The organism is Magnetofaba australis IT-1 (assembly GCF_002109495.1).
GTDB lineage: Bacteria > Pseudomonadota > Magnetococcia > Magnetococcales > Magnetococcaceae > Magnetofaba > Magnetofaba australis.
The window spans coordinates 137,967-164,268 of sequence record NZ_LVJN01000021.1 but is presented as its reverse complement, the minus strand read 5'-3'; the positions used below and the strand labels follow the sequence as shown (position 1 = coordinate 164,268).

18 protein-coding genes are annotated in these 26,302 nt (G+C 61.4%); 10 read left to right on the top strand and 8 right to left on the bottom strand.

Annotation, left to right across the window (positions count from 1 at the left end; translation table 11 throughout):
- Positions 1-27 precede the first annotated feature (27 nt).
- Positions 28-2,814 carry a bacteriohemerythrin gene (locus MAIT1_RS19520; RefSeq protein ID WP_085446544.1) on the top strand — a complete coding sequence of 929 codons (2,787 nt, stop codon included), beginning with the start codon at positions 28-30 and terminating at the stop codon, positions 2,812-2,814.
- 25 nt (positions 2,815-2,839) lie between these two features.
- Positions 2,840-3,913, top strand: coding sequence for a DNA polymerase III subunit delta (gene holA / locus MAIT1_RS19515; protein WP_085446542.1), 1,074 nt, complete (start codon positions 2,840-2,842; stop codon positions 3,911-3,913).
- Here the strand turns inward: holA and MAIT1_RS19510 are convergent.
- From MAIT1_RS19510 to thyX, 4 genes are all read right to left on the bottom strand, one after another.
- Positions 3,840-5,057 (bottom strand): MFS transporter, encoded by a 1,218-nt coding sequence (locus MAIT1_RS19510; protein WP_085446540.1) that lies wholly within the window; start codon positions 5,055-5,057, stop codon positions 3,840-3,842. The two genes, holA and MAIT1_RS19510, sit on opposite strands and share 74 nt — an antisense overlap.
- Positions 5,058-5,159: 102 nt before the next feature.
- Positions 5,160-6,602: a sodium:proton antiporter NhaD gene (gene nhaD / locus MAIT1_RS19505; protein ID WP_085446538.1), complete on the bottom strand. Its 1,443-nt coding sequence runs from the start codon at positions 6,600-6,602 to the stop codon at positions 5,160-5,162.
- A gap of 151 nt (positions 6,603-6,753) precedes the next feature.
- Complete coding sequence (trmB, locus tag MAIT1_RS19500; RefSeq protein WP_085446536.1) at positions 6,754-7,482, bottom strand: tRNA (guanosine(46)-N7)-methyltransferase TrmB; 729 nt, start codon at positions 7,480-7,482, stop codon at positions 6,754-6,756.
- On the bottom strand, positions 7,482-8,336 hold the full coding sequence (gene thyX, locus MAIT1_RS19495; protein WP_085446534.1) for an FAD-dependent thymidylate synthase: 855 nt from the start codon (positions 8,334-8,336) through the stop codon (positions 7,482-7,484). Before thyX ends, trmB begins: the two co-directional genes overlap by 1 nt.
- A 99-nt stretch (positions 8,337-8,435) precedes the next feature.
- On the opposite strand from thyX, the gene MAIT1_RS19490 reads away from it, so the two are divergent.
- Positions 8,436-8,882: a hypothetical protein gene (locus tag MAIT1_RS19490; RefSeq protein WP_085446532.1), complete on the top strand. Its 447-nt coding sequence runs from the start codon at positions 8,436-8,438 to the stop codon at positions 8,880-8,882.
- Positions 8,883-8,913: 31 nt separating this feature from the next.
- Here the strand turns inward: MAIT1_RS19490 and MAIT1_RS19485 are convergent, their stop codons facing one another.
- A complete protein-coding gene (locus MAIT1_RS19485) occupies positions 8,914-10,020 on the bottom strand; it encodes a hybrid sensor histidine kinase/response regulator (protein ID WP_143814968.1) in 1,107 nt (368 codons plus the stop codon).
- 121 nt (positions 10,021-10,141) lie between these two features.
- A complete protein-coding gene (locus tag MAIT1_RS19480; protein ID WP_085446528.1) occupies positions 10,142-13,636 on the bottom strand; it encodes a response regulator in 3,495 nt (1,164 codons plus the stop codon).
- 304 nt (positions 13,637-13,940) lie between these two features.
- Between MAIT1_RS19480 and MAIT1_RS19475 the strand changes: the two genes are divergently transcribed.
- Complete coding sequence (locus MAIT1_RS19475) at positions 13,941-14,447, top strand: EF-hand domain-containing protein (protein ID WP_085446526.1); 507 nt, start codon at positions 13,941-13,943, stop codon at positions 14,445-14,447.
- Positions 14,448-14,484: 37 nt separating this feature from the next.
- Here MAIT1_RS19475 and MAIT1_RS19470 read toward each other — a convergent pair whose 3' ends face one another.
- Positions 14,485-15,342 (bottom strand): MBL fold metallo-hydrolase, encoded by an 858-nt coding sequence (locus MAIT1_RS19470; protein ID WP_085446524.1) that lies wholly within the window; start codon positions 15,340-15,342, stop codon positions 14,485-14,487.
- Between the two features lie 341 nt (positions 15,343-15,683).
- On the opposite strand from MAIT1_RS19470, the gene MAIT1_RS19465 reads away from it, so the two are divergent.
- The 4 genes from MAIT1_RS19465 to MAIT1_RS19450 all read left to right on the top strand — a co-directional run bounded on the left by MAIT1_RS19465 (position 15,684) and on the right by MAIT1_RS19450 (position 21,555).
- Positions 15,684-17,651, top strand: coding sequence for a transglycosylase domain-containing protein (locus MAIT1_RS19465; protein WP_085446522.1), 1,968 nt, complete (start codon positions 15,684-15,686; stop codon positions 17,649-17,651).
- A gap of 472 nt (positions 17,652-18,123) precedes the next feature.
- On the top strand, positions 18,124-19,494 hold the full coding sequence (locus MAIT1_RS19460; RefSeq protein ID WP_085446519.1) for an ATP-binding protein: 1,371 nt from the start codon (positions 18,124-18,126) through the stop codon (positions 19,492-19,494).
- Positions 19,495-19,595: 101 nt separating this feature from the next.
- Entirely contained in the window at positions 19,596-20,543 is a 948-nt protein-coding gene (locus tag MAIT1_RS19455; RefSeq protein WP_085446517.1) for a hypothetical protein, read from the top strand.
- A 346-nt stretch (positions 20,544-20,889) separates the two neighbouring features.
- A complete protein-coding gene (locus MAIT1_RS19450; protein WP_085446515.1) occupies positions 20,890-21,555 on the top strand; it encodes a response regulator transcription factor in 666 nt (221 codons plus the stop codon).
- 337 nt (positions 21,556-21,892) lie between these two features.
- Here MAIT1_RS19450 and MAIT1_RS19445 read toward each other — a convergent pair whose 3' ends face one another.
- Entirely contained in the window at positions 21,893-23,158 is a 1,266-nt protein-coding gene (locus tag MAIT1_RS19445; protein WP_158089634.1) for a cation diffusion facilitator family transporter, read from the bottom strand.
- A 195-nt stretch (positions 23,159-23,353) separates the two neighbouring features.
- Between MAIT1_RS19445 and MAIT1_RS19440 the strand changes: the two genes are divergently transcribed.
- Positions 23,354-24,214: a helix-turn-helix transcriptional regulator gene (locus tag MAIT1_RS19440; RefSeq protein ID WP_085446511.1), complete on the top strand. Its 861-nt coding sequence runs from the start codon at positions 23,354-23,356 to the stop codon at positions 24,212-24,214.
- Positions 24,215-24,737: 523 nt separating this feature from the next.
- A complete protein-coding gene (locus MAIT1_RS19435) occupies positions 24,738-25,535 on the top strand; it encodes a class I SAM-dependent methyltransferase (protein WP_085446509.1) in 798 nt (265 codons plus the stop codon).
- The last annotated feature ends 767 nt before the right edge of the window (positions 25,536-26,302 follow it).

Below are 26,302 nucleotides of genomic sequence, written 5' to 3'. Positions count from 1 at the left end.
CTCGTTTGATGTCAACAGGTGACCGGTATGCCCAATCTGCAAATGGCGCACAAAATTCTACTTGGATTTCTCGCGCCCGCCCTGATTCTGGTGATCATGGGTGTGTGGAGCCATTTCGTCAGCTCCGGGGTGGCGGAAAAGACCCACACCGTGCGCGATGTGAGCTTCCGTCTGGCGCTGCTGGCTGCAGAGACCAAAACCAACGTGGTGCAGGTGCAGCAGTGGCTGACGGATATCTCCGCCACCCGCGGCGCCGAAGGGTTTGATGACGGCTATGGCGAGGCGGAGAACTACGCCAAGTTGACGCTGAAAAATCTGGACGAATTCAAGCACACCTTTGGGCAGATGGGGAAAAACGCCCAGATTGCCGAGGTGGAGAAGATTCGCCTGGCGTTCCTGCCGTGGTACGAAGCGGGCAAGGCCATGGCGCAAGCCTATATCGACGGCGGCCCCGCCGAAGGCAACGTGCAGATGGGCTCGTTTGACGAACAGGCCGAACGACTGCAAGCGGTGCTGGAGCCGTTTTTGGCCGCGCAGATGAAAAGCGCCGATGGGCTGCTGACGGAAGTGGCCGACGATGTGGACAGTTTCAACCATGTGCTGATCTCCATTTCGATCTTCGCGGTGATCCTGGTGGTGATTCTGGCGCTGTTCATCTCCCGCCGTTTGAGTCAGCCCATCAACATTATCGTGGATATCATCAAATCCATGGCCGATGGCGATCTGACCACGCGTTCGCATCTGGCGGACCGCGCCGATGAGATCGGCAATATGTCCTACAACGTCAATCGTCTGGCGGAGAATCTGGCGGGCAACATCCGCACCATCAACCTGCAGGCGGCCAATATCAGCGCGTTCGTGGGCGAGATCGTCACTCTGCGCACCGGCTTGGGCGAGAACAATCGCTCGCTCACCGCCATCGCCGCGCAAGTCTACGACGAGAACCAGACCCTGACCGGGCAGATTACCGAGATTCGCGGCAACGTCAGTCAGGCGGTGCAGAACCTCGACGAACTCTTTGCCGCGTTCCAGGACGTCAGCGCCGGGGTCTCCACCATTGCTGGCGGCGCCGAAGAGGCCAACGCCAATGTCAGCGCCATGGCGCAATCGGCGCAGAACATGTTGGGCGATGTGGGCGATGTGAACACCCGCATGGGGCAGATGAACGGCGCCGCGCAACTGGTCTCCTCCTCCGCACGCGAAGTGCAACAGTCCCTGCAGGGGGTGCGTCAACGCTGTCAGGCCGCCGCCGCCGAGTCGCAACAGGCCAATGGTTTGGCGCGTAGCGCCGCCGATGTGATGACCCGTCTGTCGGACTCGGCGCGGGAGATCGACAAGGTGGTGGAGATCATCAACGACATCGCCGAGCAGACCAACATGCTGGCCCTGAACGCCTCCATTGAAGCCGCCGGGGCCGGTGAGGCGGGCAAAGGCTTCGCCGTGGTGGCCAACGAAGTCAAAGGGCTGGCCTCGCAGACCGCCGAAGCCACCCGCACCATCTGGCGGCAGATCGACGAAATCCGCTCCCTGGTGGGCAGCGCTGAAGAGAACACCCGTGAAATTCGCGGCGCGGTGGGCCGCATCGCCAGCGCCAACGAAGAGATCAATCAGGCGGTGGACGAACAGGGCCACGCCACCGATGAGATCGTCTCCTCGTCCACCTCGCTGACCAGCAGCTCCGAACAGGTGCTCGGCAGCATGGTGTCGTTGCAGTCCGCCGCCGAAGAGGTGGCCCGCGCCGCCGACGAGGCGGCCAAGGGCGCCCACGAGATCGCCACCTCCACCGAACGCATCGCCGCCTCCAATACCCAGATGGAGAGCAAGGCCAAAGAGGCGGTGGACGCCACCAACGCCATTCAGCGCGTGGTGGAGGAGACCAATCAGGTGGCCGAACGGGTGCGCGGTCGGGTGGAGGAGACCCAGAGCGTGGTTACCGCCATGCGCGGCTCGGTGCAGATGTTCAACGCCTTGAGTCTGGTGGCCACCGAGGTGAGCGACGCTCTGTATGCGGCGCAGTCGCGCATCGACGTGGGCAAAGAGCCCTATGATGTGCGCAAGATCAAGAGCACCGTGCTGGCGATGATGGCGCAGGTGAACAAGGCGGTGACGCTGATGAATCCCGCCATGGCCTCACGGGTGGCCGATCCCAACTGCTGTTCGCTGGCCAAGTGGCTCACCGAAGAGGCGCCCGAAGAGATGCGCGCCCTGCCGCTGTTCCAGAAGATGCTGGAGACCGCCGGACAGTTCCGCAAGACCGCCGCCGAGATCGTGCAGATGATCCACTCCGGCGATCAGGCCGCCATCGAATCGGCCATGCGCTTCTTCCAGGAGCTGCGCTCCACCTTCTTTGACCAGCTCGACCAGCTCTACATCGGCCGCACCCAGGACAAACACGCCCTGGCGCCGGCCATGCGCTGGCGCGATAGCCTATCGGTGGGCGTGGCGCAGATGGACGTGGATCACAAGCAGTTGGTGGAGATCATCAACGAACTGCACGCCACCCTGGAGCATAAACTGGGGCAGTCGGTGATTCGTGAACTGCTGGAGAAGCTGGTCAACTACACCGCCACCCACTTCAAGCGCGAAGAGCGCCTGATGGAGGAGCACAACTATCCGCAACTGGATAGTCAGAAAGCGTCCCATGTGAAATTTATCGCCTATGTGCAGGAGCAGTTGGGCGTGCTGGACAAAGGCGGCGTGGATGAGAGCCAGTTGCTGCACCTGTTCAAGTTTCTACAGGATTGGCTGGTCAAGCATATCCAGCATGAGGATATGGAGTACAAACCCTTCTTTGCCGACCTGGGCGTGAACTGATTCGCCGCCGCAGGAACCGCGCGCCATGAAGCTCAAAGAGCAGGAGCTGGCCGGACGCCTGAAGAAAGGCGAAACGCCGTGCGTGGTGTTGCTGTTTGGGGCGGAGCAGGGGCGCATTGCGCGTCAGGCCCAGGCGCTCTCCCTGTGGGCGCTGGGCGGCGACGCCGACGCTGATTTCGACGCCGAGAGCTTTCAAGCGGGGGAGCTTAAGGATGACGACGCCATCTCCCGCTTCTCCTCCAGCCTGCGCGCGCTGCCGTTTCTGGCGCCGCGCCGGTTGGTGCGTCTGAAAGAGGCGCACACCCTGCCCGCCGCTGCGCGCGAAGAGCTCAAACTCTATTTAAAAGATCCCGCCGACAGCACCCTGCTGCTGATCACCGCCGGCGAACTCGAAGCCAAGAACGCGGTGCGCAAAACCGTGGAGGGGATGGACGCCGGATGGGCGGCGCCGTTCTATCCATTGGAGGGGGCGGCGTTTACCCAGTGGATCGAACAGACTCTGCGCGCCAGCGGCTTCGCGCCGGAGCGCGACGCCCTGGAGCTGCTCACCGAACTGCTCACTGGCGACACCCGCGCCGCCGAACCGGAGTTGGAGAAGCTCAAGAACTATGTGGGCGAGCCGGGTCCGGTGCTTGTGAGCGATGTGGCGGCGGTGGTGAGCAACGCCTCACTGCACAGCGGGTTTGAACTGGTGGCGCAACTGGTGGCTGGCAATGCCCCCGCCGCGCTCAACACCATGGCGCGGTTGTGGGAGCACGACGCCGAACCAATCCCCCTGCTGGGGCTCATCGCCGCGCGCATCCGTCGCATCGCCATTGCGCAGACGCTGCTGGCCGAGGGCGCACAGCCCAAGTCCATTGCGGGAAAATTGCGCATCTTCTGGAAGGAGCAGGACGCCTTTTTCGCCCAGTGCCGACAGCTCTCGCCCCGGCTGTTGGCGGCGGCGCTGGAGCAGTGTCTGGAGGCCGACAAAGGGCTCAAAGGGATGGATGGCCGTCCGCCGGAGCAGGTGATGGAGAGCCTGGTTATGGCGCTGGCGTCGCTGTTTGGCGCTCGCGGGCGTCCGCAATCCGGTTCCGGTAGCTCCAGAAGAGGATAAACACCACCACCAGGCCGATGGCGGCGAGGAAGTTGACATGCCCGCCAAACGGCGCAAAGGCGAAGCCCCCCCACAGCGGGCCCAGCACGCGGCCCAGGGCGCTCATGGATTGGAACAGCCCCATCATCACGCCCTGATGCTCGGCGTTGGTGTTGAGGCTGACCAGACTCGACAAACCGGGATTGACCAGACCGGCGCCCACAGCGGTTAACGCCAGCGATCCCAGCAGCATGGCGTAGTCGCTGGCCATACCCAGCAGCAGCCAACCCACAAACACCAGAATGATGCCGATGCGGGTGAGCTTCTTTTCGCCCAGTTTCGGCGCCAGACGCCGCACCAACCCGCCCTGCACCAGCACCATGACGATGCCCACATAGGCGAACAGTTTGCCCGCCTCATACATCGCCTGCGGCTCCCGCCACGCCATCACCTCCTGCGCCCACAGCGGCAGCACCACCTCAAACGAGGCGAACAGGGTGACGTAAAGTCCGCCCAGCAGGCACAGCGCCAGCGCCGCCGGATAGCGGCCAGCGGTGCGCCACGGCTCCAGCGACAGCGGATGCGGACGGCCGCGATTCTCGCCCCCCGCCTGCTTGGTTTCGGCCAGTAGGAAGATGGCGGCAATGGCGTTGAGGAGGGTGACCGCCGCCGCCGCCAGGGGCGCGGCGCCCGCGCCGTGCTGCGACAACAGACCGCCCAGCGCCGGACCCACCACAAAGCCCAAGCCAAACGCCGCACCGATGATGCCCATGCCCTGGGCGCGCTTCTCCGGCGGCGTGAGGTCGGCCATGGCGGCCTGGGCGGCGGCGATATTGGCCCCCATCACCCCGGCCACCGCGCGCGAGATCATCAAGATGGTGAAGGATTCGGCCAGGCCGTAGATGAGATAGGAGAGCGCCGAGCCGAACAGGCCGATGATCAGCACTGGCCGCCGACCGATGCGGTCCGATAGACCGCCCCACAGCGGCGCGCAGAGGAACTGCATCAGGGAGTAGATCGCCATCAGCCAGCCGATTTCGGCGGGGGAGGCGAGAAAGCGCGGGTCCGAGGCATAGAGCGGCATCAGCGGCAGCACCATGCCAAAACCCAGCAGATCGAGAAATACGGTAAAGAATATGATGCCTATAGAGGCTTTGCGCTGCATATGTCCGCTCCAAACGCGGCGGCGGCCTCCAGAAGGGAGGCCGCCGAAATCTGGCGGGGCGACAACCGGAAAAGAGGGGAGGCGTCGCGCGGAGTCCGTCGATTAGTTGACGTAATGTGTGGCTTGGCCGATGAGGTCGCTATTGATCAAGCGGTGCGCCACGATGCTCACAACATACCCCAGAGCGATCACCGGGGTCCATTTCAAGTGTCCAAAGAAGGTGTACATGCCGCGCGCCTGACCCATCAGGGCCACGCCCGCCGCCGAACCGATGGAGAGCAGACTGCCGCCCACGCCTGCGGTGAGGGTCACCAGCAGCCACTGCCACAGATCCATCTCCGGGTGCATGGTCAGCACCGCAAACATCACCGGAATGTTATCCACGATGGCCGAGAGAACGCCCACGGTGACATTGGCCGAGGTGGGGCCCCAATCCAGATACATCACCGAGGAGACCGTCTCCAGATAACCAATCGTGCCCAAACCGCCCACACAGAGGATCACGCCGAAGAAGAACAGCAGCGTATCCCACTCGGCCTTCTCCACCTTCTTGAAGATGTCGAACGCCACATCGCCCGCTTCAGCGTGGGGATCGCCCATTTTGCGATGGGCGGTTTTCTTCAGATAGTAAGCGAAGAATTTGAGGAACGCCAGACCCGTGGTCATGCCCAGCATCGGCGGCAGATGCAGGAAGTTATGGAAGCTCACTGCGGTGATGATGGTGAGCAGGAACAGCATGATGATGACCACGCCGCCGCGCTTGATCAGCACTTCGTCGTTGCACGGGGGCGGCTTTTCGTTGGGCGCCGAGAAGCTCATGATGATGGCGGGCAGCAGCCAGTTGATCAGCGACGGGATGAACAGGTGGAAGAAGGTGCCGAAGTGGACAATGCCCTTCTGCCACACCATCAGGGTGGTGATGTCGCCAAACGGGCTGAAGGCGCCGCCGGCGTTGGCGGCGATGACGATATTGATGCAGGCCACGCCCACGAAGGTGGGGTTGCTGCGGCCCACCGCCAACACCACCGCGCACATCAGCAGGGCGGTGGTGAGGTTGTCGGCGATGGGGGAGATGAAGAACGACAGCAGGCCGGTCATCCAGAACAGTTGCCGGAAGCTCAACCCCGAACGCACCAGCCAGGCGCGCAGCCACTGGAACACGTTGCGCTCGTCCATGGCGTTGATGTAGGTCATCGCCACCAGCAGGAACAGGAACAGTTCGGCGAATTCGAGGATGTTGTGACGCACCGCCTGTTCGGAGGAGGAGTGGTCGCCGTGGGCGCCGTAGACCCAGGCGATGCCCGCCCAGATCAGGCCCGCCGCCAGGATCACCGGCTTGGATTTGCGCAGATGGGTGTACTCTTCGGCCATGACCAGCGCATAGGAGAGGGCGAACAGCAACAGCGCGGTGGGACCGACCCAGGTGTCGCGCAGATTGACCACAGCGCCCGCCTCGGCGGCGGCGGCGTTGGCCCAGGCGGCATCGCTCCCCGCCAGCAGCGCCACTGCGGCCAAGATGGCCAGTAGAATGCTCTTGGCAACCATCCTTCAGCTCTCCTTATCAGCGGCGTTCCAGGCCGCGCCCGGAACCGGGCCGACAGACGCGCTTTACGGGTTCATGGTTATAGCATGGTTTTGCCCGTTTTGGCGCCGGATTGACGACGCTGCGGCGTATTTCCCGGCAGGCCTTGGGGCGCTACCGTCGGCGGTAGCTCAGGTAGTGGCTCTTGCGTCCGGCCAACCACCCTTTGCGTTCGAAATTGGTGATGATCCACCAATCCGGTTGCGGCGCGAATTGACCCACGCCCGCCAGATTTTCAAACGCCGGGTGGGGGTCGATGTGTTCGAGCATCCACTCGGCGTAGTTCTCCCAGTCGGTGGCTAGGGTGAAGGCCGCCCCTGGGCGCAGTTTGCGCGCCAGCAGGTCGAGGAAGTCGGTCTGGATGATGCGCCGCTTGAAGTGACGTTTTTTGCGCCACGGATCGGGGAAGTTGACGATGACCCAATCGAGGCTGGCGTCGGGGATGGCGTCGTCGATCATGGGGTGGGCGTGGCCGCGCAGCAGGCGCACATTGGTGGCGGCGTTGGCCTCCAGCTTGCGCAGCAAAACGCCGAACCCCTCCAGGAACACATCGATGCCGATGAAGCGATCCTCGGGGTGGCGAGCGGCCAGCTCGGAGAGGGTGTCGCCATTGCCAAAGCCCACCTCCAGCACCAGCCGCGCCTGCTGCGGGTCGGCCCCCAACGCGTGCAGCAGCTCCTCGCGATTGGCGCAGCGGGGCGGCTGCAGTTGCGGCAGACGCTCCTGAATGAAGCTCAGGCGGTCGTCGGTGACCTTGCCCTTTTTGCGCCCATGGGTCTTGAAGCGCGCCGCTTCGATCAGTTGCGCGCGTTCGGCCTCGGAGATGTCGTCATGACGCCCCATCAGCCGATGGGATCCCCGCCCTCACCATCGCCGCGGCGCTCGGAGAGCACCCGATTCATGGTCTCGCTGAGGATGGGGAAGCGCTGCTCGAACATGCCATAGGCGGCGTCGGCGTACTGGCGGATCTCATACTGAGCGTTGGGCTTGCGGCGCAGGTCGAAGAAGTTCATCAAGCTGCGGAAGTTGATGGTCCAGTAGACGTCGGAGTAGGTAGAGACCGACATGGCGTTGCGCAGCAGTTCGCGGGCGCGGGCGCGATAGGGGTTGCGGCCGCCGGTGATGCGGGGGATCTCCCCGGCCTCCTCGGCTTGGGCGATGCGCGCTTTGGTCTCATCGTAGCAATCGTGATAAAACCGATGCAGCGACTCCATCAGCTCGGTATAGCGCTGAATCTGTTCGTCGGTCATCACCTCGAAGCCATCCACCGTGCGCGCCTCGCGGTCGGGCACGAAGAAGGCGGTCACCGGCATGCGGTAGCGCTGGGAGAACTCGTTGAAGGAGCAGATGCGGTGGCGCATCCACTGGCGCAGCACAAAGATCGGCGCCACCATGCGGAAGCGGAAGTAGACCGACTCGAACGGCGTGCCGTGGTTGTTCTTGAGCAGGTGGTAGAGCAGCGCGCGGTCGCGATCGGTGAAGTCGTCCGGGCTGTCGATGCGCATATTGGTGGTGCTGATGCGCGCGGTGTTGATGATGGTGGCCTCGTCGCCCCAGGCGCTCTCCAGCTCGATGAAGCCGAAGTTGCCGATGCGGCGGGTGGTGTCGGGATGCAGTTGCAATCGCAGCTGAATCTCCGCCTCCAACTCCTGGGTGGGACCGGTTTGGAACGCCGGGGCGTAGGGGGGCTCTTCCATAGATTATTCACCGCTTGAAAATCGATTTCGAAGGGTTAAAGAGTTTAGAGCATGCATCCGTCCGGCTCAACGGCGGATCGATAGCGGGAGTCTGGAAACATGAGCGATCAACATTTAGAGAATACATTGGGGCAGATGTCGCCGGAGCTGGGCAAGGAGCTGCAGGGGCTGGAGGCGTTGCAGAACAAGATGTCGCAGCACTCCCAGAGCCAGGATGCGGCGATCCAGGCGATGCAGCAGCTGCAAAGCGGCGGCGACCCGGGCGCGACGGTGGCGCAGATGGGCGGCGCGCCGGAGATGAGCAGCGGTGGGCTGATCGGCGATATGGATGGCGTGGGACTGAGCGCGGCGTTGTTCTTCAGCATCGTCGGCATCGCCTGGTTCCGCTACGGCAAGAACGCGCCGTCGATGCTGGCGCTGATCTGCGGCGTGGCGCTGATGCTCTACTCCTACTGGGTGCAGGACACCGTGTGGATTGTGGTGGTGGGGCTCGGTCTGAGCTTCCTACCGTTCCTGACCGCGCGCGGCAGCAGTTCGCGTTTCTGATTGCGCCGCTGCGGCTGCGGGCTTTAACCGCTTACAGCGTGGTGGCGGCGGAAGCCAGCGGCAGTTGAAAGCGGAACGCGCTGCCGATGCCCACCGCGCTATCGACCCAGATGTTGCCTTTGTGCGCCGAGACGATGCGCTTGGCGATAGAGAGCCCCAGCCCGGTGCTGCGCTCGCCGCCGGTGGGTTGCGACGACAGACGTTGGAACTCGCCGAACAGTTTGGGCAGATCCTCCTCGGCGATGCCCGGCCCCTGGTCGCGCACGGTGCAGGTGGCCCATGGCCCCTCCGCCTCCACCAGAACGGTCACGGTGGTGTCGGGGGGAGAGAATTTGATGGCGTTGGAGAGCAGATTGTCCAGCACCTGGGCGATGCGCCCTGGATCTATCTGACACAGCGCCGTATCGCTGGGGCCCATCACCAGCTCCACCTGTTTTTTGACCCCCTGCATCGCCAGCAGTCCGACCCGTTCGCCCGCCAGCTCGGTGAGATCGGCCAGCTCCAAATCCAGATCAAAATTGCCGCTTTCGATGGCCGAGACGTCCAGCAGATCGTTGAGCAGCTCCAGCATCTGGTCGGAGACGCGGCGCACCGCCTCCACCATGCGCAGGCGCTCATCCTCCTCCAGACGCGGCTCCAGCAGCGCCTCGGCCAGGCCGCGCACTACCGATAGCGGGTTGCGCAGGTCGTGGGCGGCAATGCCCAGGAAGCGGTTTTTCACCGCGTTGAGGCTCTCCAGGTCGCGGCGCTGCTGCTGCAGGGCCAGGTGGGTTCTGACCCGCGCCATCACCACCGGCGCATTAAACGGTTTGGTGATGAAGTCCACCGCGCCCAGGGAGAAGCCGCGGGTCTCGCTGGCCACATCATTCTGACTGGTGACGATGATCACCGGAATCGTTGCCAGGACGGGGTCGGCTTTGAGCCGGGAGAGGGTCTCAAACCCGTCCATGCCGGGCATGACGATATCCAGCAGAATCAGATCCGGCGTCGGGTGCGCCGCCGCCGCCTGTAGCCCCTGTTCGCCGCTCTTAGCCACCACGGCGCGATACTCGGCGCGCAGCAACTCCGAAAGCACCTTCAAATTAAGGGGCTCGTCGTCGATCACCAGGATCTTATAGGGGGTCTGCTCTTCGCTCACCCGAGAGGTCCTCACACAGAAGTCAAACAGGGCGTTGTCAAAGGGGAGCCCGAAGTATAACGCGCCTGAGGCGGTGACGGAATCACAACCGTGCGCAGGGTGCGCTCAGCGGCCATGGGCGTTACTCATCGGGCAGGCGTAAACCCAAGGGGTGCGCCAGTTGTTCAAGAATTTTGCGCGCTTCAACAAAATCGAACTCGCTGATGGTGTGGCCCAGGCGGCGCATCTGCTCGGCGTCCAGACGCGCATCGGCGCCGCTGGCGAGGGTTTCAAACGCCTCCTGGGCGTCCACATTGAACTCCGTGACCATATCGTTCAAGGCGAGGATGGCGTTGCGCAGATCGTCGTCGCTCATATGCGATCTGGCGGGGGCGGGTGGCGCTGCGGTCGCCTGGGCGGCCTGTTTCAGCGGCGTGATGCCTTGCAGCACTTCGTCCAGCAGCGCCTGCACATGGGGCGCCCAGGAGCGCGCTTTTTCCAGATCGCGTTCCTGAATCAAGGTGTCCAACTCCTGGGTCGCGCTGGCCAGCGCGCGGGCGCCGATGGTGCCCGCCAACCCTTTCAGGGTATGGGTGAGAATGTGCGCGTTTTCAAGTCCTTCACTCTCAAGAGCCGGGCCCAGGCGATCCTTGAAGCTACTGTAATTATTGAGAAAATCGAGCAGAATTTTGCGATACAGGGTGTGGTTGCCGCCCACCCGGCCCAACCCCTCGTCCACATCTACCCCGCGCAGGGTGGTGAACTGATCGGCGTCCGGCGCAGCAGCGGACGCGCGTGTGGCCGCAGACGGCGCGGCGGGAGCGGGGCGGGCGATCTCTGCTTCGGGCTCGGGTTGCACGGGCGGCGCAATCGCCTCGGGTTCGGGCGCTGGCGGCGCAGAGGGGGTTGGGCTCTGTGCAGGCGATTCCGGCGCTGGCGCGTCGGTGGTGGCGGTCGGCGTCGCGCTGGCGGCGCTGTCAGCCCGTTCGGCCAGACAGCGCGCCATGACGCTGTAGAGGGTATGGGGATCGATGGGTTTGCCGATGTGATCGTTCATCCCCTCGGCCAGGCACTTTTCGCGATCGGCGGACATGGCGTTGGCGGTCATGGCCACCACCGGCAGCGTCGCCAATTTACGCTTCTGTCGAATGCGTCGAGTGGTCTCATACCCATCCATGTCGGGCATCTGGATGTCCATCAACACGATGTCGAAATCCATCCCCATCAGGGTGAGGATATCCAGGCACTCCTGACCGCTGCCCGCCAGCGTCACCTTGACGCCCACCTGCTCCAGCAACTCGCGGCCCACCTGCTGATTGATGGTGTTGTCATCCACCAGCAGGGCGCGCCGGTCGCGCAGCGCTTCGAATGTCTTCTCCTGCGGCTGCATGCGCGTTTGCTGCGCCGCCTCGGCCAGCGCTGCGCCCTGCGCGGCGCTGGCCGGTTGATGCCGGGTGGTGAAGTGGAACGCGCTGCCCTCGCCCAGGGCGCTCTCCACCCAGATGTCCCCATGCATCAGATGTGTCAGGCGCTGGCAGATGGTCAGCCCCAGGCCGGTGCCGCCATATTTGCGGGTGGTGGCGCTATCGGCTTGGGTAAAGACCTGAAACAGCCGTTGCTGCTGCTCGGGGCTCATGCCGATGCCGTTGTCGGTCACCGACCAGTGCAGCGTCACCTGCTCTTTTTCGACGCGCTCCAGGCGCAGCGCCACCACCACCTCGCCCCGTTCGGTGAACTTGATGGCGTTGCCCGCCAGATTGATCAGAATCTGTCCCAGACGCAGCGGATCGCCCAGCAGCGCCTCGGGAACCTCGGGGTCGATCTCATAGCGCAGCGCCAGCCCCTTCTCCTCGGCCTTGACCCCCAGCAGATCCACCATGTTGCCCAGCACGCTGGCCGGACGCATGGGGATCAGCTCCACATCCATCTTGCCCGCTTCGATTTTGGAGAAGTCGAGGATGTCGTTGATCAGCGCCAGCAGGGCGTGGGCGGAGGATTGAATTTTGCTCAGATAGTCATACTGCTGATCGTCCAGATCGGTCTTTAGCGCCAGATGCGCCATGCCCAGAATGGCGTTCATGGGGGTGCGGATCTCATGGCTCATATTGGCCAGAAACGCCCCCTTGGCCTGGTTGGCGCTCTCGGCCTTGTCCGCCAGCCGCTCGGCCACCACCTTGGCCTCCTCAATGTCGCGTTCGGCGGCGCGGCGGTCGGTGATATCCACAATCACGCCGGTAAAGCCCAACGGCTCGCCATCGCGATCCCACGCCTTGGCCAGGGTCACCAGAATGGTGCGCTGGTTGGGCGAGTGGCGCCACAGGTCCAGCTCAAAGCTCTGTTTGCGCAGATCCGGCAACTCGCCGAAGCGGCGGTCGCGCTCCTCCAGCAGGCGCGCGGCGTAGTTGTCGAACAGTTCGCTCCAGTCGTCGCCCACCACGTCGGGTTTGTGGATTTTGAACAGTTCGAAGAAGGCGCTGTTGGCCAGTTGAAAGCGGTTGTCAGGCCCTTTGAAGTAGATCGGCATGGGCACCGCGTTGAGCAGGGTGGAGAGGAACGCGCGCTCTTCAAACAGCGCCTCCTCCATCTGCTTGCGCTGGGTGATGTCGCGCACCACGCCCACGGTGCCGATGAACTGGCGCTGCTCGGCGCGATCCTGCGCCGACTCATACAGACCCGAGGCGCTGACGTCCATGAAACGTTGCGGCGACTCCATGGCGCGCAGTTCGGCCACGTCGCCCCACTCGCCGTCCTTGGCGCGCAGACGCACCTCCAGGTCGGTGGTCATGCGCGCGCCGGCGCGCTGCTCGTCGAACAGCTTGATCTGCGCCGGACGGCCAGAACCCGCCACCCCTTCCAGCGCATCGTGGCGGCTGACCCGCGCCACGTCTTCGGGGTGCAGCAGGGCGCTGAAGTGGCGGCCGATGAGCTCTTCTGGTTCATAGCCCAGCCGTTTGACCGCGCTGTTGAGGAAGGTGAAGCGTCCGTCGGGGTCGATCTTATAGACGATGTCGGGGATGGTCTCCACCAGCGAGCGGAAGCGCTCTTCGGAGGCCTCCAGTTTGGTCATGCTCGCCTGCAAACGGTCGTTGAGGCGGTTCATGTCGCGGTGGGAGCGCTCCAGAATGCGGTTCTGGATCAGCGAGTTCTCATAGCTGAACAGGAACAGGTTGAGAATCTGGCGGCGTGAGGCGGTGATCACATGGCGCTCGCCGGCGAATTCGATCTCGATGGGCGCCTCTTCGGCGCTGTCGGCGGCGGCGCGCTCCGGCGGCGCCGCCAGCAGATGGGCCACCCGTTGCAGCACCAGTTCGTCGTCGTAGGGTTTGGTCAGATAGCCGTCGGCGTGGGCGTTCATGCCGTGGATGATGTCCGACGGCGTGGCCATATTGGTGAGCAGAATCACCGGCAGATCGCGCAGGGCCGGATCGTTTTTGATCGCCGCGCACAGTTGCAGGCCGTCCATCTGGGGCATGGTGATGTCGCTGATCACCAGCGCCGGACGCTGCTGGGCGATGGCTTGCAGCCCCTCCAGACCATCGCGCGCGCGGCGCGGGGCGTAGCCAGCGGTCTGCAGCAGGTACTCAAGCTTGATCGCTTGGGTCATGCTGTCTTCAACGATGAGGATATCCGCGCCCATGTGCGAAATTGGTTGCGTTCCACGACGCTTGCGCGTGTGGAAAACATCGCTCCGTTTGGGTTATGGGGGAGAGTCCCCGTTAATCAATTCGTTGAATAGCGGCGCTTTGTGGGCGCATTGGTCTCATAAGGATCGGTTCTGACGCCGCGTTTCACAACGGAAAAGATTGCGCGTGCGCCAAATGTTGCCCCGCTTGCGCCATGTGGCGCCGCCGCACGCCTTGGCCTATGATGAATTTGCCGCCTTTTTATCAGTCTTAATGTGGTGAGAGGGATTGGCGTTTATTCAACCAGGAGTTTGAGCGATGGCCATCGCCGCAGTCGATACCGGCGCGCTGTACAGCGCCTTGTCCGCGCATTTGACCGCCCAAGCCGGGATGAGCGGCGTGAATCTGGAGCCGCGCGCGCAATCGGTGGCGCGCAACCTGATCTCGCGATTCAGCGCGCAATTGACGTCGCAGTTGGATACAGACGAGTCGGGGGCTTTGGAGGGGGAGGAGCTGTCGGCCTTCTCCAGCGCGGTGATCACCCGGCTGGACGTCAATGGCGACAAGGCGCTCAACAGCGACGAGTTCGCCAATCTGCTCAATGGCGCCCGCGAAGGGAGCATGGCGTTGCTGGATTTTGACGCCGACTTGAGCGGGACCATCGAGACCTTGAGCGGCGCCACGGGCTCGATGCGCTATGCCATGCAGAGCTATCAGCAGTCGCAGCTGCTGGGTGCGGCGCGGGGGCAGTCGCCCTCGTTTGCGGCGCTGTATGCGATGTTGGGAGCGCCCACGGAGTTTCAGCGCATCGATCTATTCGCCTGACGCTGCGGGTCGCCGGGAAGACGCCCCCGGCCAGCCATCAGGCCTTGCTGATGGGGATGCGCAGGTAGGAGATGCCGTTGGCTTCGGGTTTGGGCAGTTGCCCGGCGTTGAGGTTCACCTGCACGCTGGCCCACATCAGTTCTGGGAAGGCGAGTTCACGGTCGCGCTCACGACGGCGCGCCAGGAAGGTCTCATACTCGGTGTCGGCGTTGATCATGCGATTCTTGCGCTTGATCTCCAGCACCGAGGTTTCGCAATCCATATCGCGGGTCTCCGGCGGATAGTCGTGGCCGACGAACAGGCGCGTGGTGTCCGGCAGCGCGAACAGGCACACGCCGATGGATTCATACATCGCCTCAGGGTCGGCGCCGGGGAAGTCGCAGCGCCCGGAGCCCAGATCCGGCATCATCACCAAGTCGCCCACAAACGCCGCATCGCCAATCCAGTAGCTGACGCAGGCCGGGGTGTGGCCGGGGGTGAACAATGTTTTGAAATGCAGCGTGCCGGCGGAGAACTCCTGCTCATCCTCCAGCAGCAGGTCAAACGGCGGGGCTTCGGTCACCAGCGTCATATCGTTGAACAGGTCGGCAAACAGCGCCCGCACCTCCATCACCCGGGCGCCAATGGCGACTTTCACTCCGGGGAACGCCTCCTTGAACAGCGGCGCGGCGCTCATGTGGTCAGCGTGGACGTGGGTTTCCAACACATAGTGCAGTTTGAGTTTGCGCGCGCGAATAAAGCGCATGACGCCATCGGCGAAACGCTGCGCCACCTGGCCGGAGCTGGCGTGAAAATCGCGCACCGGGTCGATGACAACGGCGTCGCCGCTGTCCGGATCGGCCACCACATAGGTCCACGATCCCGTTTCCAGATGGTGAAACGGCTGAATCAGCATCGTCAGACGACCTCTCCCCAACAGACTGACTGCACGCGTATCTCTCCTGTGTTGCGATGCGTAACCGCCTGCAAAAGCGCACTATGTATTTCAAATCCTACCCGATCGCATGTTAACAGAGTAAGCCAAAAGCGTGGCGATTTGAAAGCACTCTCCCAACATTTTTTCAGATATGATGATTTTATAATAGGATACAACACGGTTCAAATATTACGAAACGTTAATAGTCTAACCGTGATCTGGCCCAGGCATTGCTTCTTTGCAGGTGCGGCAGCGTCCGTTCAGTCAAAATTGACCTAATAGAGAAGTTTGCCTGCAAAAAGGCGGCCAGCAAAGGAACCATGTCACCCCCCCGTAGCGAACAGGCCAAAACCCGCCCCGCCGCCAAGCGGCGCGCGCCGAACAAGCGGTCGGCGCCGTCAGAGCGCGCCAAGCGCGCCGAGCCCAGCGCCAAAAGCGGGAGCGCGCGGCGCAAGCCGTCGCCCGCTGCAAAGGGTCGCGCCAAGCCCGCCGCGCGGCGTCGCAAAAGCGCCAATCAAGCCGGCCTTGTGCGCCGCGCACTCAAAGTCCTGGGCCGCCTACTGCTGAAGATCAGCGTGGTGGGGGCGCTGATTCTGGGGCTGGCGGTGGCGGTGCTGTGGCTCTATCTGCCTGACAAAGCGCAGATCGAACAGGCCGATCGCGGCATGATCCTGCGTATGCAACAACAGGATGGTGAGCTATTAGAGTTGGAAGCGGCGCATCAGTTGCGTCTGCCCGCCGAAGCGCTGCCCGAGCATGTGAAGCAAGCCTTTATCGCCATTGAGGATCGGCGCTTCTATTATCATTTTGGCGTCGATCCGTTGGGGGTGGTCACCAGCGTAGCGCGCTACGCCCTGGGCAAGCAGTTGGGCGGCGGCAGCACCATCACCCAGCAGTTGGCGAAAAATCTGTTCCTCTCCGGCGACCGCTCCATCTGGCGCAAGCTCAAGGAGATGACCCTGGCGTTCAAACTGGAGGCCTACTTCTCCAAAGAGCGCATTCTGGAGCTCTATCTCAACACCATCTACTTCGGCGACAACAGCTACGGAGTGGAGACCGCCGCGCGTCAGCACTTCGGCAAGCGCGCCAGCGAGTTGACCCACTTTGAAGCGGCGCTGCTGGCCGGATCGGTGAAGGGGCCCAACCGCTACCACCCCAATCGCTATCCCGAGCGCGCCAACGCCCGCGCAAAAGTGGTGTTGGCGGCCATGACCCGCGCCGGATTCATCACCGAGGATGAAGAGCAATTCGCCATCCTTGCGGGGCGGCAACCGGGGGATCGCCCGTGGCGTCCGATTCAGCATCAATACCTGCGCGACTGGATTGCGCCCCAGGCGGCCAAGTGGATTGGCGACTACAGCGAGCCGGTGCGGCTGTTCACCACCCTCAACTCCGAATACCAGCTCTACGCCGAGGAGGCGCTGCGCACGCGTCTGTATGAGTATCGCAAGCGCCATGTGCGCGAGGGGGCGGTGTTGGCGCTGGCCTCTGACGGCGCGGTGCTGGCCATGGCGGGTGGACGCGACTATCAGGTCAGTCAGCTCAACCGCACGGCGCGTTTACGGCAACCGGCGTCGTCGTTCAAACCGTTCATCTATTTGGCGGCGCTGGAGGGGGGGCTCACCCCGGCCAGTCGCATCAACGACGCCCCCATCACCATCGACCGCTGGAGCCCGCGCAACCACGATGGCGAGTATTGGGGCGCCATGACCCTGGCCGATGCGCTGGCGCATTCGCGCAACACGCCGCCGGTGCGGTTGTTTGAGCGCATCGGGCGTGATGGCCTGCAGGAGTTCCTCAGTCGTTTTGGTCTGCCTGCGGGGTATGTGGATGGTCCGGCCACGGCGTTGGGTTCGCGTGAGATGACGCTCTTGGAGTTGACGTCCATGTATGGGGCCATCGCCAATGGCGGGTTGATGCCGGAGCCCTATGGTCTGTACGGCGCGGCGGCGCAGAGCGGGCGCATCATCCAATGGCGGCGTCCGCGCGGATTGACGCGGGTTGTCTCTGAGAAGAGCGCCAAGCAGATGGATGCGATGTTGCGGCGGGTGGTGACCGACGGCACGGGCAAGCGGGCGGAGATTCCGGGGTTGCGGGTGGTGGGCAAGACGGGCACCAACCAACACTATCGCGATGCGCTGTTTGTGGGCTATGCCAATGGCATGACTGTGGCGGCGTGGGCGGGCAATGATGATAACAGCCCGATGGATAGAGTATTCGGCGGCACGTTGCCGACCATGGTATGGCATGACTTTATGCAAAAGGCGAGCAACGGCCTGTATGAATAGGATGGCAAAAGGGTAAAAGTGTTTGTGGGAAAGAGTCCGAGCTAGCGCTGTCTAGGGGGCCGCCGACTGGTCGGCGGCGGGGTCTGGGGGCCGCTGCCCCCAGCGGGTCCAGGGCGGCGCCCTGGCGGGGTTTGGGGCGGAGCCCCAATATCTTTGATCTTCAAGCCGTTTCCCCGTCGAACAAAGTGGGCGCCAGTAGAAAGCGGCGAGGGAGCAAGACACGGCGAGCCCGCAAGGAGGCCGTCGGGGAAACGGCGGTGAGCGATATGTCGGCGCAGCCGACAGGAGCGAATGCCGTAGACGCCGCCACGCGGGAAAGCCAAAAAGTGTTTGCGGGGAAATGGTTTGATTAAGTGACCATCCTCGGAATCCCCCAAATTAAGCGCCCGTCCCCGGAAATATCCCCCGGAAATATCCGGAAATCAAACAGGCTCTTAGTGATTTTAACTGACAGGAATTCAACGGAGAAAACATGTCTCACTTGCGCAAGATGAGTCTGCAAGCGCGCTTGATTGGCACATTGATATTCGTTCTGTCGGCAGGACTGATCATGACGCTGTACAGCACCATCATGTTTACGCAGCATGAGATCGAAGAGTTGTCACAGCGGAATCTTCAACAAGCGGCGGAGATTCTGCGTCATGTTGCGCCTGAAGCGCTGTCGGAGCAGGCGTTAGCGCATTACCTGCACCAGTCTGTCTCTATAGACGCCGATCATGATCCCATTGCGTTTCAGATTTGGGTGGATGGCGCGTTGCGCGCCTTTTGGGGACCGGGCGAGCCGCCGCCGCCGCCCATCGGAACAGGTTGGCGCAACGGACGCATTGCGGGCGAACCGGCTCGGCTGTACGTCCTGCGGGACACGGCGCAAAAACTGGTGATTCAGGTGGGCGAGAGCGATCAGGAGTTGGATGGATTGTTCATCGAACTTCTGGAAGATATCGTGCCAAAACTGATAGCGGTGTTCCTGATGTTGTTGGCGGCGTTGATCTGGGCGGTGCGTTGGACCTTTCAGCCGATTGCGCGTTTGACCGAAGAGGTGGCCCAGCTCAATCCGGATCAAGGGCGCATTACCCAGACGTCGCGACTCGATATGGATGACGCGCCATTGGAACTTCAACCTTTGACGCAGGCGTTGAATGGTTTGATGGCGCGTCTGGCCTGCACCATGGCGCGCGAACGTCAGTTTATCGCTTTCGTTTCGCATGAGCTGAATGCGCCTTTGACGGGCATTCGTCTGCAAGCCCAGGCGGCGCAGAAAAGCGTCCAGGAAGCGTTTCGCATTCATGCGCTTGAGCGCATCGTGCAGAGCATAGATCAGGGCTCTCACATCGTAGAGCAATTGGCTGCGTTGGCGCGCATGGACGCTTTGGAGGCCAACGACGTCCTGGAGCGGACGCCAACGAATCTGACTGCGTTGAGTGCGCAGATGCTTGCGGAGATGGCGGATGCGTTTTCCCACAAGTCGATCCGGGTTGAGCGCGTCTGGCGCGGAGCAGTGTCTGTGCAGGGCGATCCGGCGTTGTTGCATACGCTGTTGCGCAACCTGCTGGAAAACGCTGCGCGTCATACGCCAACAGGCGGCGCTGTGCGGGTGGAGGTCTCGCTGATGGACGGCGGAGCCGTCTGTTGGCGGGTGGAGAATAGCGGTGCGGATCTCGACGCATCTACCCTGGCCAAGATTCAGGCGCGTGTGCGCCTGGAGGTTGGGCGCAGCGCTGCCGAGCGCGGTTTTGGGCTTATCTTGGCGCAGCGGATTGTTCTGGCCCATCGCGGAGCCATCGAATTTGATCAAAGCGCGATGGGCGGGCTGCGCGCCACAGTGCATCTCCCAACCGCCTGACGAGGCGGGCGCGTTCATTTTTGTGTCAGATCTCTTTGCTACGGTATCGACAAACTGCGCCAGAATGGCGTGGAAAGTCTATTCGATTCAGGAGATCTGTTATGTCCCAGCGTTTTTCTGCGGCTTTAATTATTTCCTTGTTGCCCTCTCTGCTGTGGGGATGCGGCGGCGGCGGCGGCTCCAGCTCCAGTTCGACCACAAGCGCCACCACCACGAGCAGCACCGCGCTCACGATCACCGGCACGGCCCCGGGGACGCTGATCGAGGCGTTTTGCGACAATGGCGCATACTACTCCACCACCTCCACTGATAATAACACCTCCAAACACCCCTTCTCGTTGAGCGTGCCCGCTAAAATCGGTTGTCGCCTGGTGGTGACCACCAGCGAAAATAGCAGTACGGAAAAGCTCTCTACACCAATCGGGTTTAATGACGATTCCGGAACCTTGCGCACACGCTTGATGCTCGGCTCCAGCGACAGTGCTGATCTGGGGCATATCAGCGTTCCCACCACGCGTTCTTCAGGCGCAGCCACCGATTTGGACAACGACGGCGTGCGCGACTCCCCCTTTGTTCTGGATGACAATGGCGGTTCCAACCCCTTGCTCTCTCTGGACGCCGATGGCGACGGCGTGCGGGACTATTCGGATTCGGATCATGGCGGCTATCAATACAGCAGCAGCGTGACCGATCCTTTGGATGCGGATAAAGATGGTCTGCCTAACCATCTTGACAGTGATTACAGCGCCGCTTCTGACGATAGCGACAAGGATGGCTTACCTGACGCTATCGACGCCAATTCCAGTAACGTCAGCGGCGAGAACGCCACCTTTATTGATGATCTGGATGGCGACGGTTATCATGACGATGACAGCAATAAGGATGGTTTCCACGATGATGACGCGGATCGTGACGGCTACCATGACGATGATTTGGACAAAGATGGCTATCACGACGACGACACCAATAAAGATGGCTATCACGACACCGACACCGACAAGGATGGCTACTACGACGATGATTTGGACAAAGATGGCTATCACGATTGATCATGAAGTCGTCAGAGCCTGTTTATAGCCTGTTTAGAAACTCTTGGAATCTGAATGCATCGCGAGGTCCCAGCGACGCATTGCGCGCGCAATGCGTCGCTGGGGCAGCAGGGCGTCGGTTCTTTAGAGGCGAAGTCACATCGGCGTTAACTGTGTGCACAGCCCCGCAGCATACACGGAGTATGTGAGGCGCTAGTACGCCTTTAGCGCCGATTTTACGAGAAAAAACAAGTTTATAAACAGGCCATAAGCCGGATATTTCATGCATCTCTACGATGATTCAGTAGAGATTCGATCCAGCAAGGGCGTCTGAGATTCATGAAATATCCAGGCTAAGGGGCGAGAGATGCGCATTTTGCTGGTGGAGGATGATGAGATCCAGGGGGAGGCCGCACAAGCGGGCTTATCCGCCATGGGGCACGGCATCGATTGGGTTCGTAAAGCCGGTGATGCGGAGTTTGCCTTGAGCTCAGCACAATTTGACGCACTGGTTCTGGATCTGCATCTGCCGGACAGATCAGGACTGGAGGTGTTGCGTGATCTGCGTGATCAGAATTTGGCAACGCCCGTGCTGATTCTAAGTAGTCAGGGCCAGGTGGATGACCGGGTCACAGGGTTGCGCATGGGGGCGGATGATTATCTGCCAAAGCCTTATGATCTTGATGAGTTGGAAGCGCGGCTTCAGGCGTTGACGCGTCGAGCTGCTCAACCTTGTGTGACGATTTTGCACAATGGTGCGTTGCAACTGGATGTGGCGCGGCGTCAAGCGATGGTGGAGGATCGGGCGATTGGGTTATCTGCGCGTGAATATGGATTGTTGCGCCATTTTATGCGTCATGTGAACTGGGTGTTCAGTCGCTCCGAGTTGGAAGAGGTTTTGTATGGTTGGTCTGGTGATGTAGAGAGTAATGCGGTGGAGGTGTTTATCTACCGATTGCGGCGCAAGTTGGGAAAACAATGGATTGAGACGGTTCATGGTCTGGGATACCGCATGCCCCATGCGGATCCGTGAGGGAGTTCCGGATACAGTTACTTAATTGCACTATTTTCCCGCAAACACTTTTTGGTTTTCCTGGGCCTGAAGTTTTTTGTGCAGTTCGCCGTCCTGCGGACGACGGCCCTTCGGGCCTGCTCACCTGCCGTTTCCCGTTTTCCTCTGTACTGGCTCGTTGCTCCCAGCTTCTCTTGTTGCTTTGTACTGGCCCCCGCTTTGTTCTCTGGGAAACGGCTAAAGACTACTGCCACTGCCACACCGTGGGGCGCCGCCCCACACCCCGCTGGGGGCAGCGGCCCCCAGACCCCGCCGCCGACCAGTCGGCGGCTAGTTTTTGGCCTGGAGTCACCCGTCGCTATTGCAGCGTCAAATGGTTGGGGATGGCGTCGCGATCCAGCGCCGCAATCACCTGCGAGGCGCGCACGTTGCAAATGCGCGGTTGCGCCGCAATCAATCGCCGACACAACGCCTGGGACTCCTGCCGAATCACCGCATCTTCCGCATGTGGCGCCACAATCAGCGTCATGTCAGCAACAATGCCGTCGCGGGTATAATGCAGAATCAAATTCTGCACATCGGTCAAATTCTGCGCCGAACGCAACTCCAGTTTGATCAAGTCGCGAATCTCTTTGCGCTGCGGGTAGTCCACCGGCATGGGCTTGTCGGAGTCATCCTCCGGGTCGATGTGCACCAGCACATCGGTGACGTCAGAGACCCCGTTGACCACCGCCATGCGGATGTTCTCGGCGATCTGGTGCCCCTCGGAGACCGACAGATAGGCGTTGACCACCAGGTGGATCTCCACATAGACGTCAGGCCCGGCGCGGCGCGCCTTCATCAGATGCAGCGAACGCACCTCGGTATTGCCTTCGATCACCGCGTTGATGCGCTCTTGAATCTCCTTGTCCACCGCCGAGGCCGACTCGGTGAATTCGCGCATGGCGTCACGGATGAACTCATAGGAGACCTTGGCCAGAATCGCCGCCACCACCGCCGCAGCCACCGGGTCCAGCACCGGCCAACCCATTTGCGCGCCAACAATGCCCACCATGGCGGCAATGGAGGAGACGGCGTCGGAGCGGTGGTGCCAGGCGTTGGCGATGAGAGAGCGCAGCTTGTGCTTCTCGCCCACCGCCTTGGTGTAGTGGAACAGCCCCTCTTTGGAGATGATGGAGACGATCACCGCCGCCAGCGCCAACATGGTGGGGGTCTGCACGCTCTTGACGTCTTCAATGCGCCCCACTGCGTCAATCACAATGCCTACCGCCACGCCCAGCAGCAGCAGGCCGATCATCAGAATCGCCAGGGTCTCATAGCGGCCATGGCCGTAGGGGTGCTCTTCGTCCGGGGCCTGCCGTGCGATGCGGCTGGAGAGCCACACCACCGCGTCGCTGACCAGATCCGAAGCCGAGTGCACGCCATCAGCCACCAGTGCGGCGCTGTTGCCGATGATGCCCGCCGCCACTTTGCCCACCGAAAGCAGGATATTGACGATGGCGCCGATGAGAATGCAGCGGTCCGAGGCTTGAAAACGCAGATCCACGGCTTTCTCGCCATGGGCGTGATGGGGGTGATCGTGCTCGGAAGCGGGACCGGGCGCGCGGTTGACGGGCATGTGCATGGGGAAACAAACCTGAATCTGATAGAGAGAACTATTCTCAATTAAGCCGAGGATTTCCCGACATTTTTCCATGTCACGGGCGGGGAATCAACATGCATCTGGTTTCGATGGCGTAAGCCATTGGATTGCAGAACAGGCCGGGTAAAATTGATATTCGGTATAGCGGGACTTCGAAGGCGCAACTCAGGAGCAGACATGTCAGCGCTCAGACTTTTGCATGAATTGGCGCAACGCCATATGGACAGCGATCCCAAGCGCGGGCCATTGGGCGGCTTGGGGGTGTTTCACGCCTGCAACTGGCAGGAGCTGCGCGCGGTGCCCATTCACGACCCGCTGATGATTCTCATCATCCATGGGCAAAAGGATTATCGCCATGTGCGGCATGCGGCGATGGCGGGTCCGGGGGAGTTGCTGTTGCTGCCCGGGGGCGTGGATTTGTGGCTGCGCAATCTGCCTGGCGATGATGGAGGCGACTTCTTCAGCGTGGCGCTGCCGTTCCCGGCGACCACGGTGGCCCAATTTCGCCAACTCTACGCCGAGCGGATTCCCCAGTGGGACGCTGAGCCTGTTTGGCAAATCCCTGCTGAGGAGCGCTTGATCGAAGCGGTGTGGCAATGGATGATCCATTGCCGGGAGCATCACATTGATCCGTTGGTGGCGCAGCATCGGCAGTTGGAGTTCCTGTTGATTTTGGCGCGCAGTGGGTTGGCTGGGGCGATTCTGCGCAACAAGCAACCCAATTGGCGCGCTCTGGTGGCGGGTTTGATCGCTGCCGACCCTGCCCAGGAGTGGCGCATGGAGGCTGTCTGCATGCGACTGGGCGTGAGCGAATCGGCTTTGCGGCGGCATCTACAGGCTGAGGGAAGCGGTTTCCGCACTCTGTTGGAGGATGCGCGTCTGCTGGCGGGGCTCTCTCTGTTGCAAGAGACCTATTGGCCCATTAATCAGGTGGCGTTGGCGGTGGGGTATCAATCGCCTTCGCGTTTTAGTAGCCGCTTTAAAGCCCGTTTTGGCGTCGGCCCCGCCGAGTTGCGCAAGACCAGAACGCGCGTTTGAGGCGCATCTTTGGGCGTTTGCGGCGCGCACACTGGAATGGCGTTGGTTATGCTGATTTCAGTTGGTGTGAACTGAGGGGACGGTTGCGCTCTTTTATTGGTTGGTCGGCATAATTTGATTGGAGTTATTGTTGTCGAATTTGCCCAGAGTTTTTGTGGCCTGGATTGCATCACGAAGACACTTTTACTCTGTGCCGGTTGGCGGGTTTTCAGGCATTCGCCGTCCTGCGGACGACGGCCCCGTTGGGGCCTGCTCACCGCCGTTTCCCCGACAGCCTCCTTGCAGGCTTGTTTGTTCGCGCCACTCGGATGCTTTGTGCCCGCCCCAACTTTATGCCATGGGGAAACGGCCTAAAACCGTGGGGCTTTGCCCCACACCCCAGTCGGGCGCCGCCCGACACCCGCTTAAGGGTCGCGGACCCTTAAGAATCCCGCCTCCGGCCAGCCGGAGGCCAATAGATAGCGCCAGCTCGGACTGCGTCACGCACACACTTTGACTTCATTGCTGAACGGTAGGGGGAACGATGTCATATCAATGGGACGCCCAGGACTATGCGCGCAATAACGCCGGTCAACGCCAATGGGCGCTAGCCCTGATTCAACGCCTCAATCCCCAGTCCGGCGAGACCATCCTCGATATCGGCTGCGGCGATGGCGGCGCCACCGCTCTGGTCGCTCAGGCCGTGGGGCCAGGCGGGCGCGTGGTGGGCATCGACAGCGCTGCGGGGATGATCGAAACCGCCCATCAGAATCACGCCTCGGATACGCTGCGTTTCGTCCATGCCGATGCGCGGAACTTTGATCTGCCGGAGCGCTTCGACGCCATGCTCTCCAATGCCGCATTGCACTGGATCGTGGATCATCGTCCGGTGCTGGCGCGTGTAGCGCGGCATCTGAAGCCCGGTGGGCGTTTTCAGTTTGAAATGGGCGGACGCGGCAACGCCGCTGCGCCGTTGCAGGCCATTGAACAGATGGCGCAAACGGAATTTTGGGGCGAGTGGTTGGCGGGGGTGGATTGCCCATATGGCTTCCATGGGTCGGACGAGTATCGCGTCTGGTTGCAGGAGGCGGGGTTGGTGTGCGAGAGCGCGGAGTTGATTTCGGTGGTGATGCGTCATGCGGACGAGGCGGCGTTGGCGGGGTGGGTGCGCACCACGTGGCTGCCCTATACGCAGCGCATTCCGGCGCAGCATCGGGATCGCTTTGTGGCGGAGGTGGTGGAGCGGTGTGGAGAGCTTGTGCCGAGGGCGGCGGATGGGAGTTATCCATTACAGATGGTGAGATTGCAGGTAGCGGGCTATAAGAAGCCAGCGACGAAGTAAAAGTGTGTGTGGGAAAGAGGACGAGCCCAGGGTGTCTATTGGCCTCCGGCTGGCCGGAGGCGGGATTCTTAAGGGGCCGCGCCCCTTAAGCGGGTCGAGGGCGGCGCCCTCGTGGGGTTTGGGGCAAAGCCCCAATATCTTTTGTCTTCAAGCCGTTTCCCGCGCAAAGAAGGTTAAGCCAGTAGTAAAGTGGGGGAGAAGCGCAGAGCAACGGGCCGGTAGGGAGGAAAAACGGGAAACGGCGGTGAGCGATATGTCGGCGCAGCCGACAGGAACGAATGCACTAAAGTTCACCAACTAGTATAGCGTAACAGTGCGTGTGGGAAAGTGTTCGGGAATCTGTTTTCCAAAAACGTTCAAATAATTAACCTCTTCAATATAATAATTTTGCACTCAGGACACGTTTGGATTTTCCAGAAAACCTATTGAAATAATATATAGATATCTATAAAGATAGCGAAAAGTTGCAAAGTGGAGTATTCGAACTGGTTGCAAGTTTGAGGATTTTATAAGCCATTGCATTACTGAGTGAAATTACGAATCCTTGATTGGGAAGCGGTGCTCAATCAAGGAGGCCAAGGATGGCGGACAAATCGAATAATACTCAGCAATACAAACAGATACCTGTTCAACTGACGGAGCAGGAATTTACTGAATTCATCTTACCCCACCTGTCTCTGCCCAAACGTGGTCCCAAGTGCAAGATCGGCTACCATCAAGCGTTCAACCTGATTCTCAAGGTGCTCTACACCGGCATGCAGTGGAAG

Coding starts and splice junctions, on each gene's coding strand:
- MAIT1_RS19520 (WP_085446544.1), top strand. CDS start 28: ATGCCCAATCTGCAAATGGCGCACAAAATTCTACTTGGATTTCTCGCG.
- holA (WP_085446542.1), top strand. CDS start 2,840: ATGAAGCTCAAAGAGCAGGAGCTGGCCGGACGCCTGAAGAAAGGCGAA.
- MAIT1_RS19510 (WP_085446540.1), bottom strand. CDS start 5,057: ATGCAGCGCAAAGCCTCTATAGGCATCATATTCTTTACCGTATTTCTC.
- nhaD (WP_085446538.1), bottom strand. CDS start 6,602: ATGGTTGCCAAGAGCATTCTACTGGCCATCTTGGCCGCAGTGGCGCTG.
- trmB (WP_085446536.1), bottom strand. CDS start 7,482: ATGGGGCGTCATGACGACATCTCCGAGGCCGAACGCGCGCAACTGATC.
- thyX (WP_085446534.1), bottom strand. CDS start 8,336: ATGGAAGAGCCCCCCTACGCCCCGGCGTTCCAAACCGGTCCCACCCAG.
- MAIT1_RS19490 (WP_085446532.1), top strand. CDS start 8,436: ATGAGCGATCAACATTTAGAGAATACATTGGGGCAGATGTCGCCGGAG.
- MAIT1_RS19480 (WP_085446528.1), bottom strand. CDS start 13,636: ATGGGCGCGGATATCCTCATCGTTGAAGACAGCATGACCCAAGCGATC.
- MAIT1_RS19475 (WP_085446526.1), top strand. CDS start 13,941: ATGGCCATCGCCGCAGTCGATACCGGCGCGCTGTACAGCGCCTTGTCC.
- MAIT1_RS19470 (WP_085446524.1), bottom strand. CDS start 15,342: ATGCTGATTCAGCCGTTTCACCATCTGGAAACGGGATCGTGGACCTAT.
- MAIT1_RS19465 (WP_085446522.1), top strand. CDS start 15,684: ATGTCACCCCCCCGTAGCGAACAGGCCAAAACCCGCCCCGCCGCCAAG.
- MAIT1_RS19460 (WP_085446519.1), top strand. CDS start 18,124: ATGTCTCACTTGCGCAAGATGAGTCTGCAAGCGCGCTTGATTGGCACA.
- MAIT1_RS19455 (WP_085446517.1), top strand. CDS start 19,596: ATGTCCCAGCGTTTTTCTGCGGCTTTAATTATTTCCTTGTTGCCCTCT.
- MAIT1_RS19450 (WP_085446515.1), top strand. CDS start 20,890: ATGCGCATTTTGCTGGTGGAGGATGATGAGATCCAGGGGGAGGCCGCA.
- MAIT1_RS19445 (WP_158089634.1), bottom strand. CDS start 23,158: ATGCACATGCCCGTCAACCGCGCGCCCGGTCCCGCTTCCGAGCACGAT.
- MAIT1_RS19440 (WP_085446511.1), top strand. CDS start 23,354: ATGTCAGCGCTCAGACTTTTGCATGAATTGGCGCAACGCCATATGGAC.
- MAIT1_RS19435 (WP_085446509.1), top strand. CDS start 24,738: ATGTCATATCAATGGGACGCCCAGGACTATGCGCGCAATAACGCCGGT.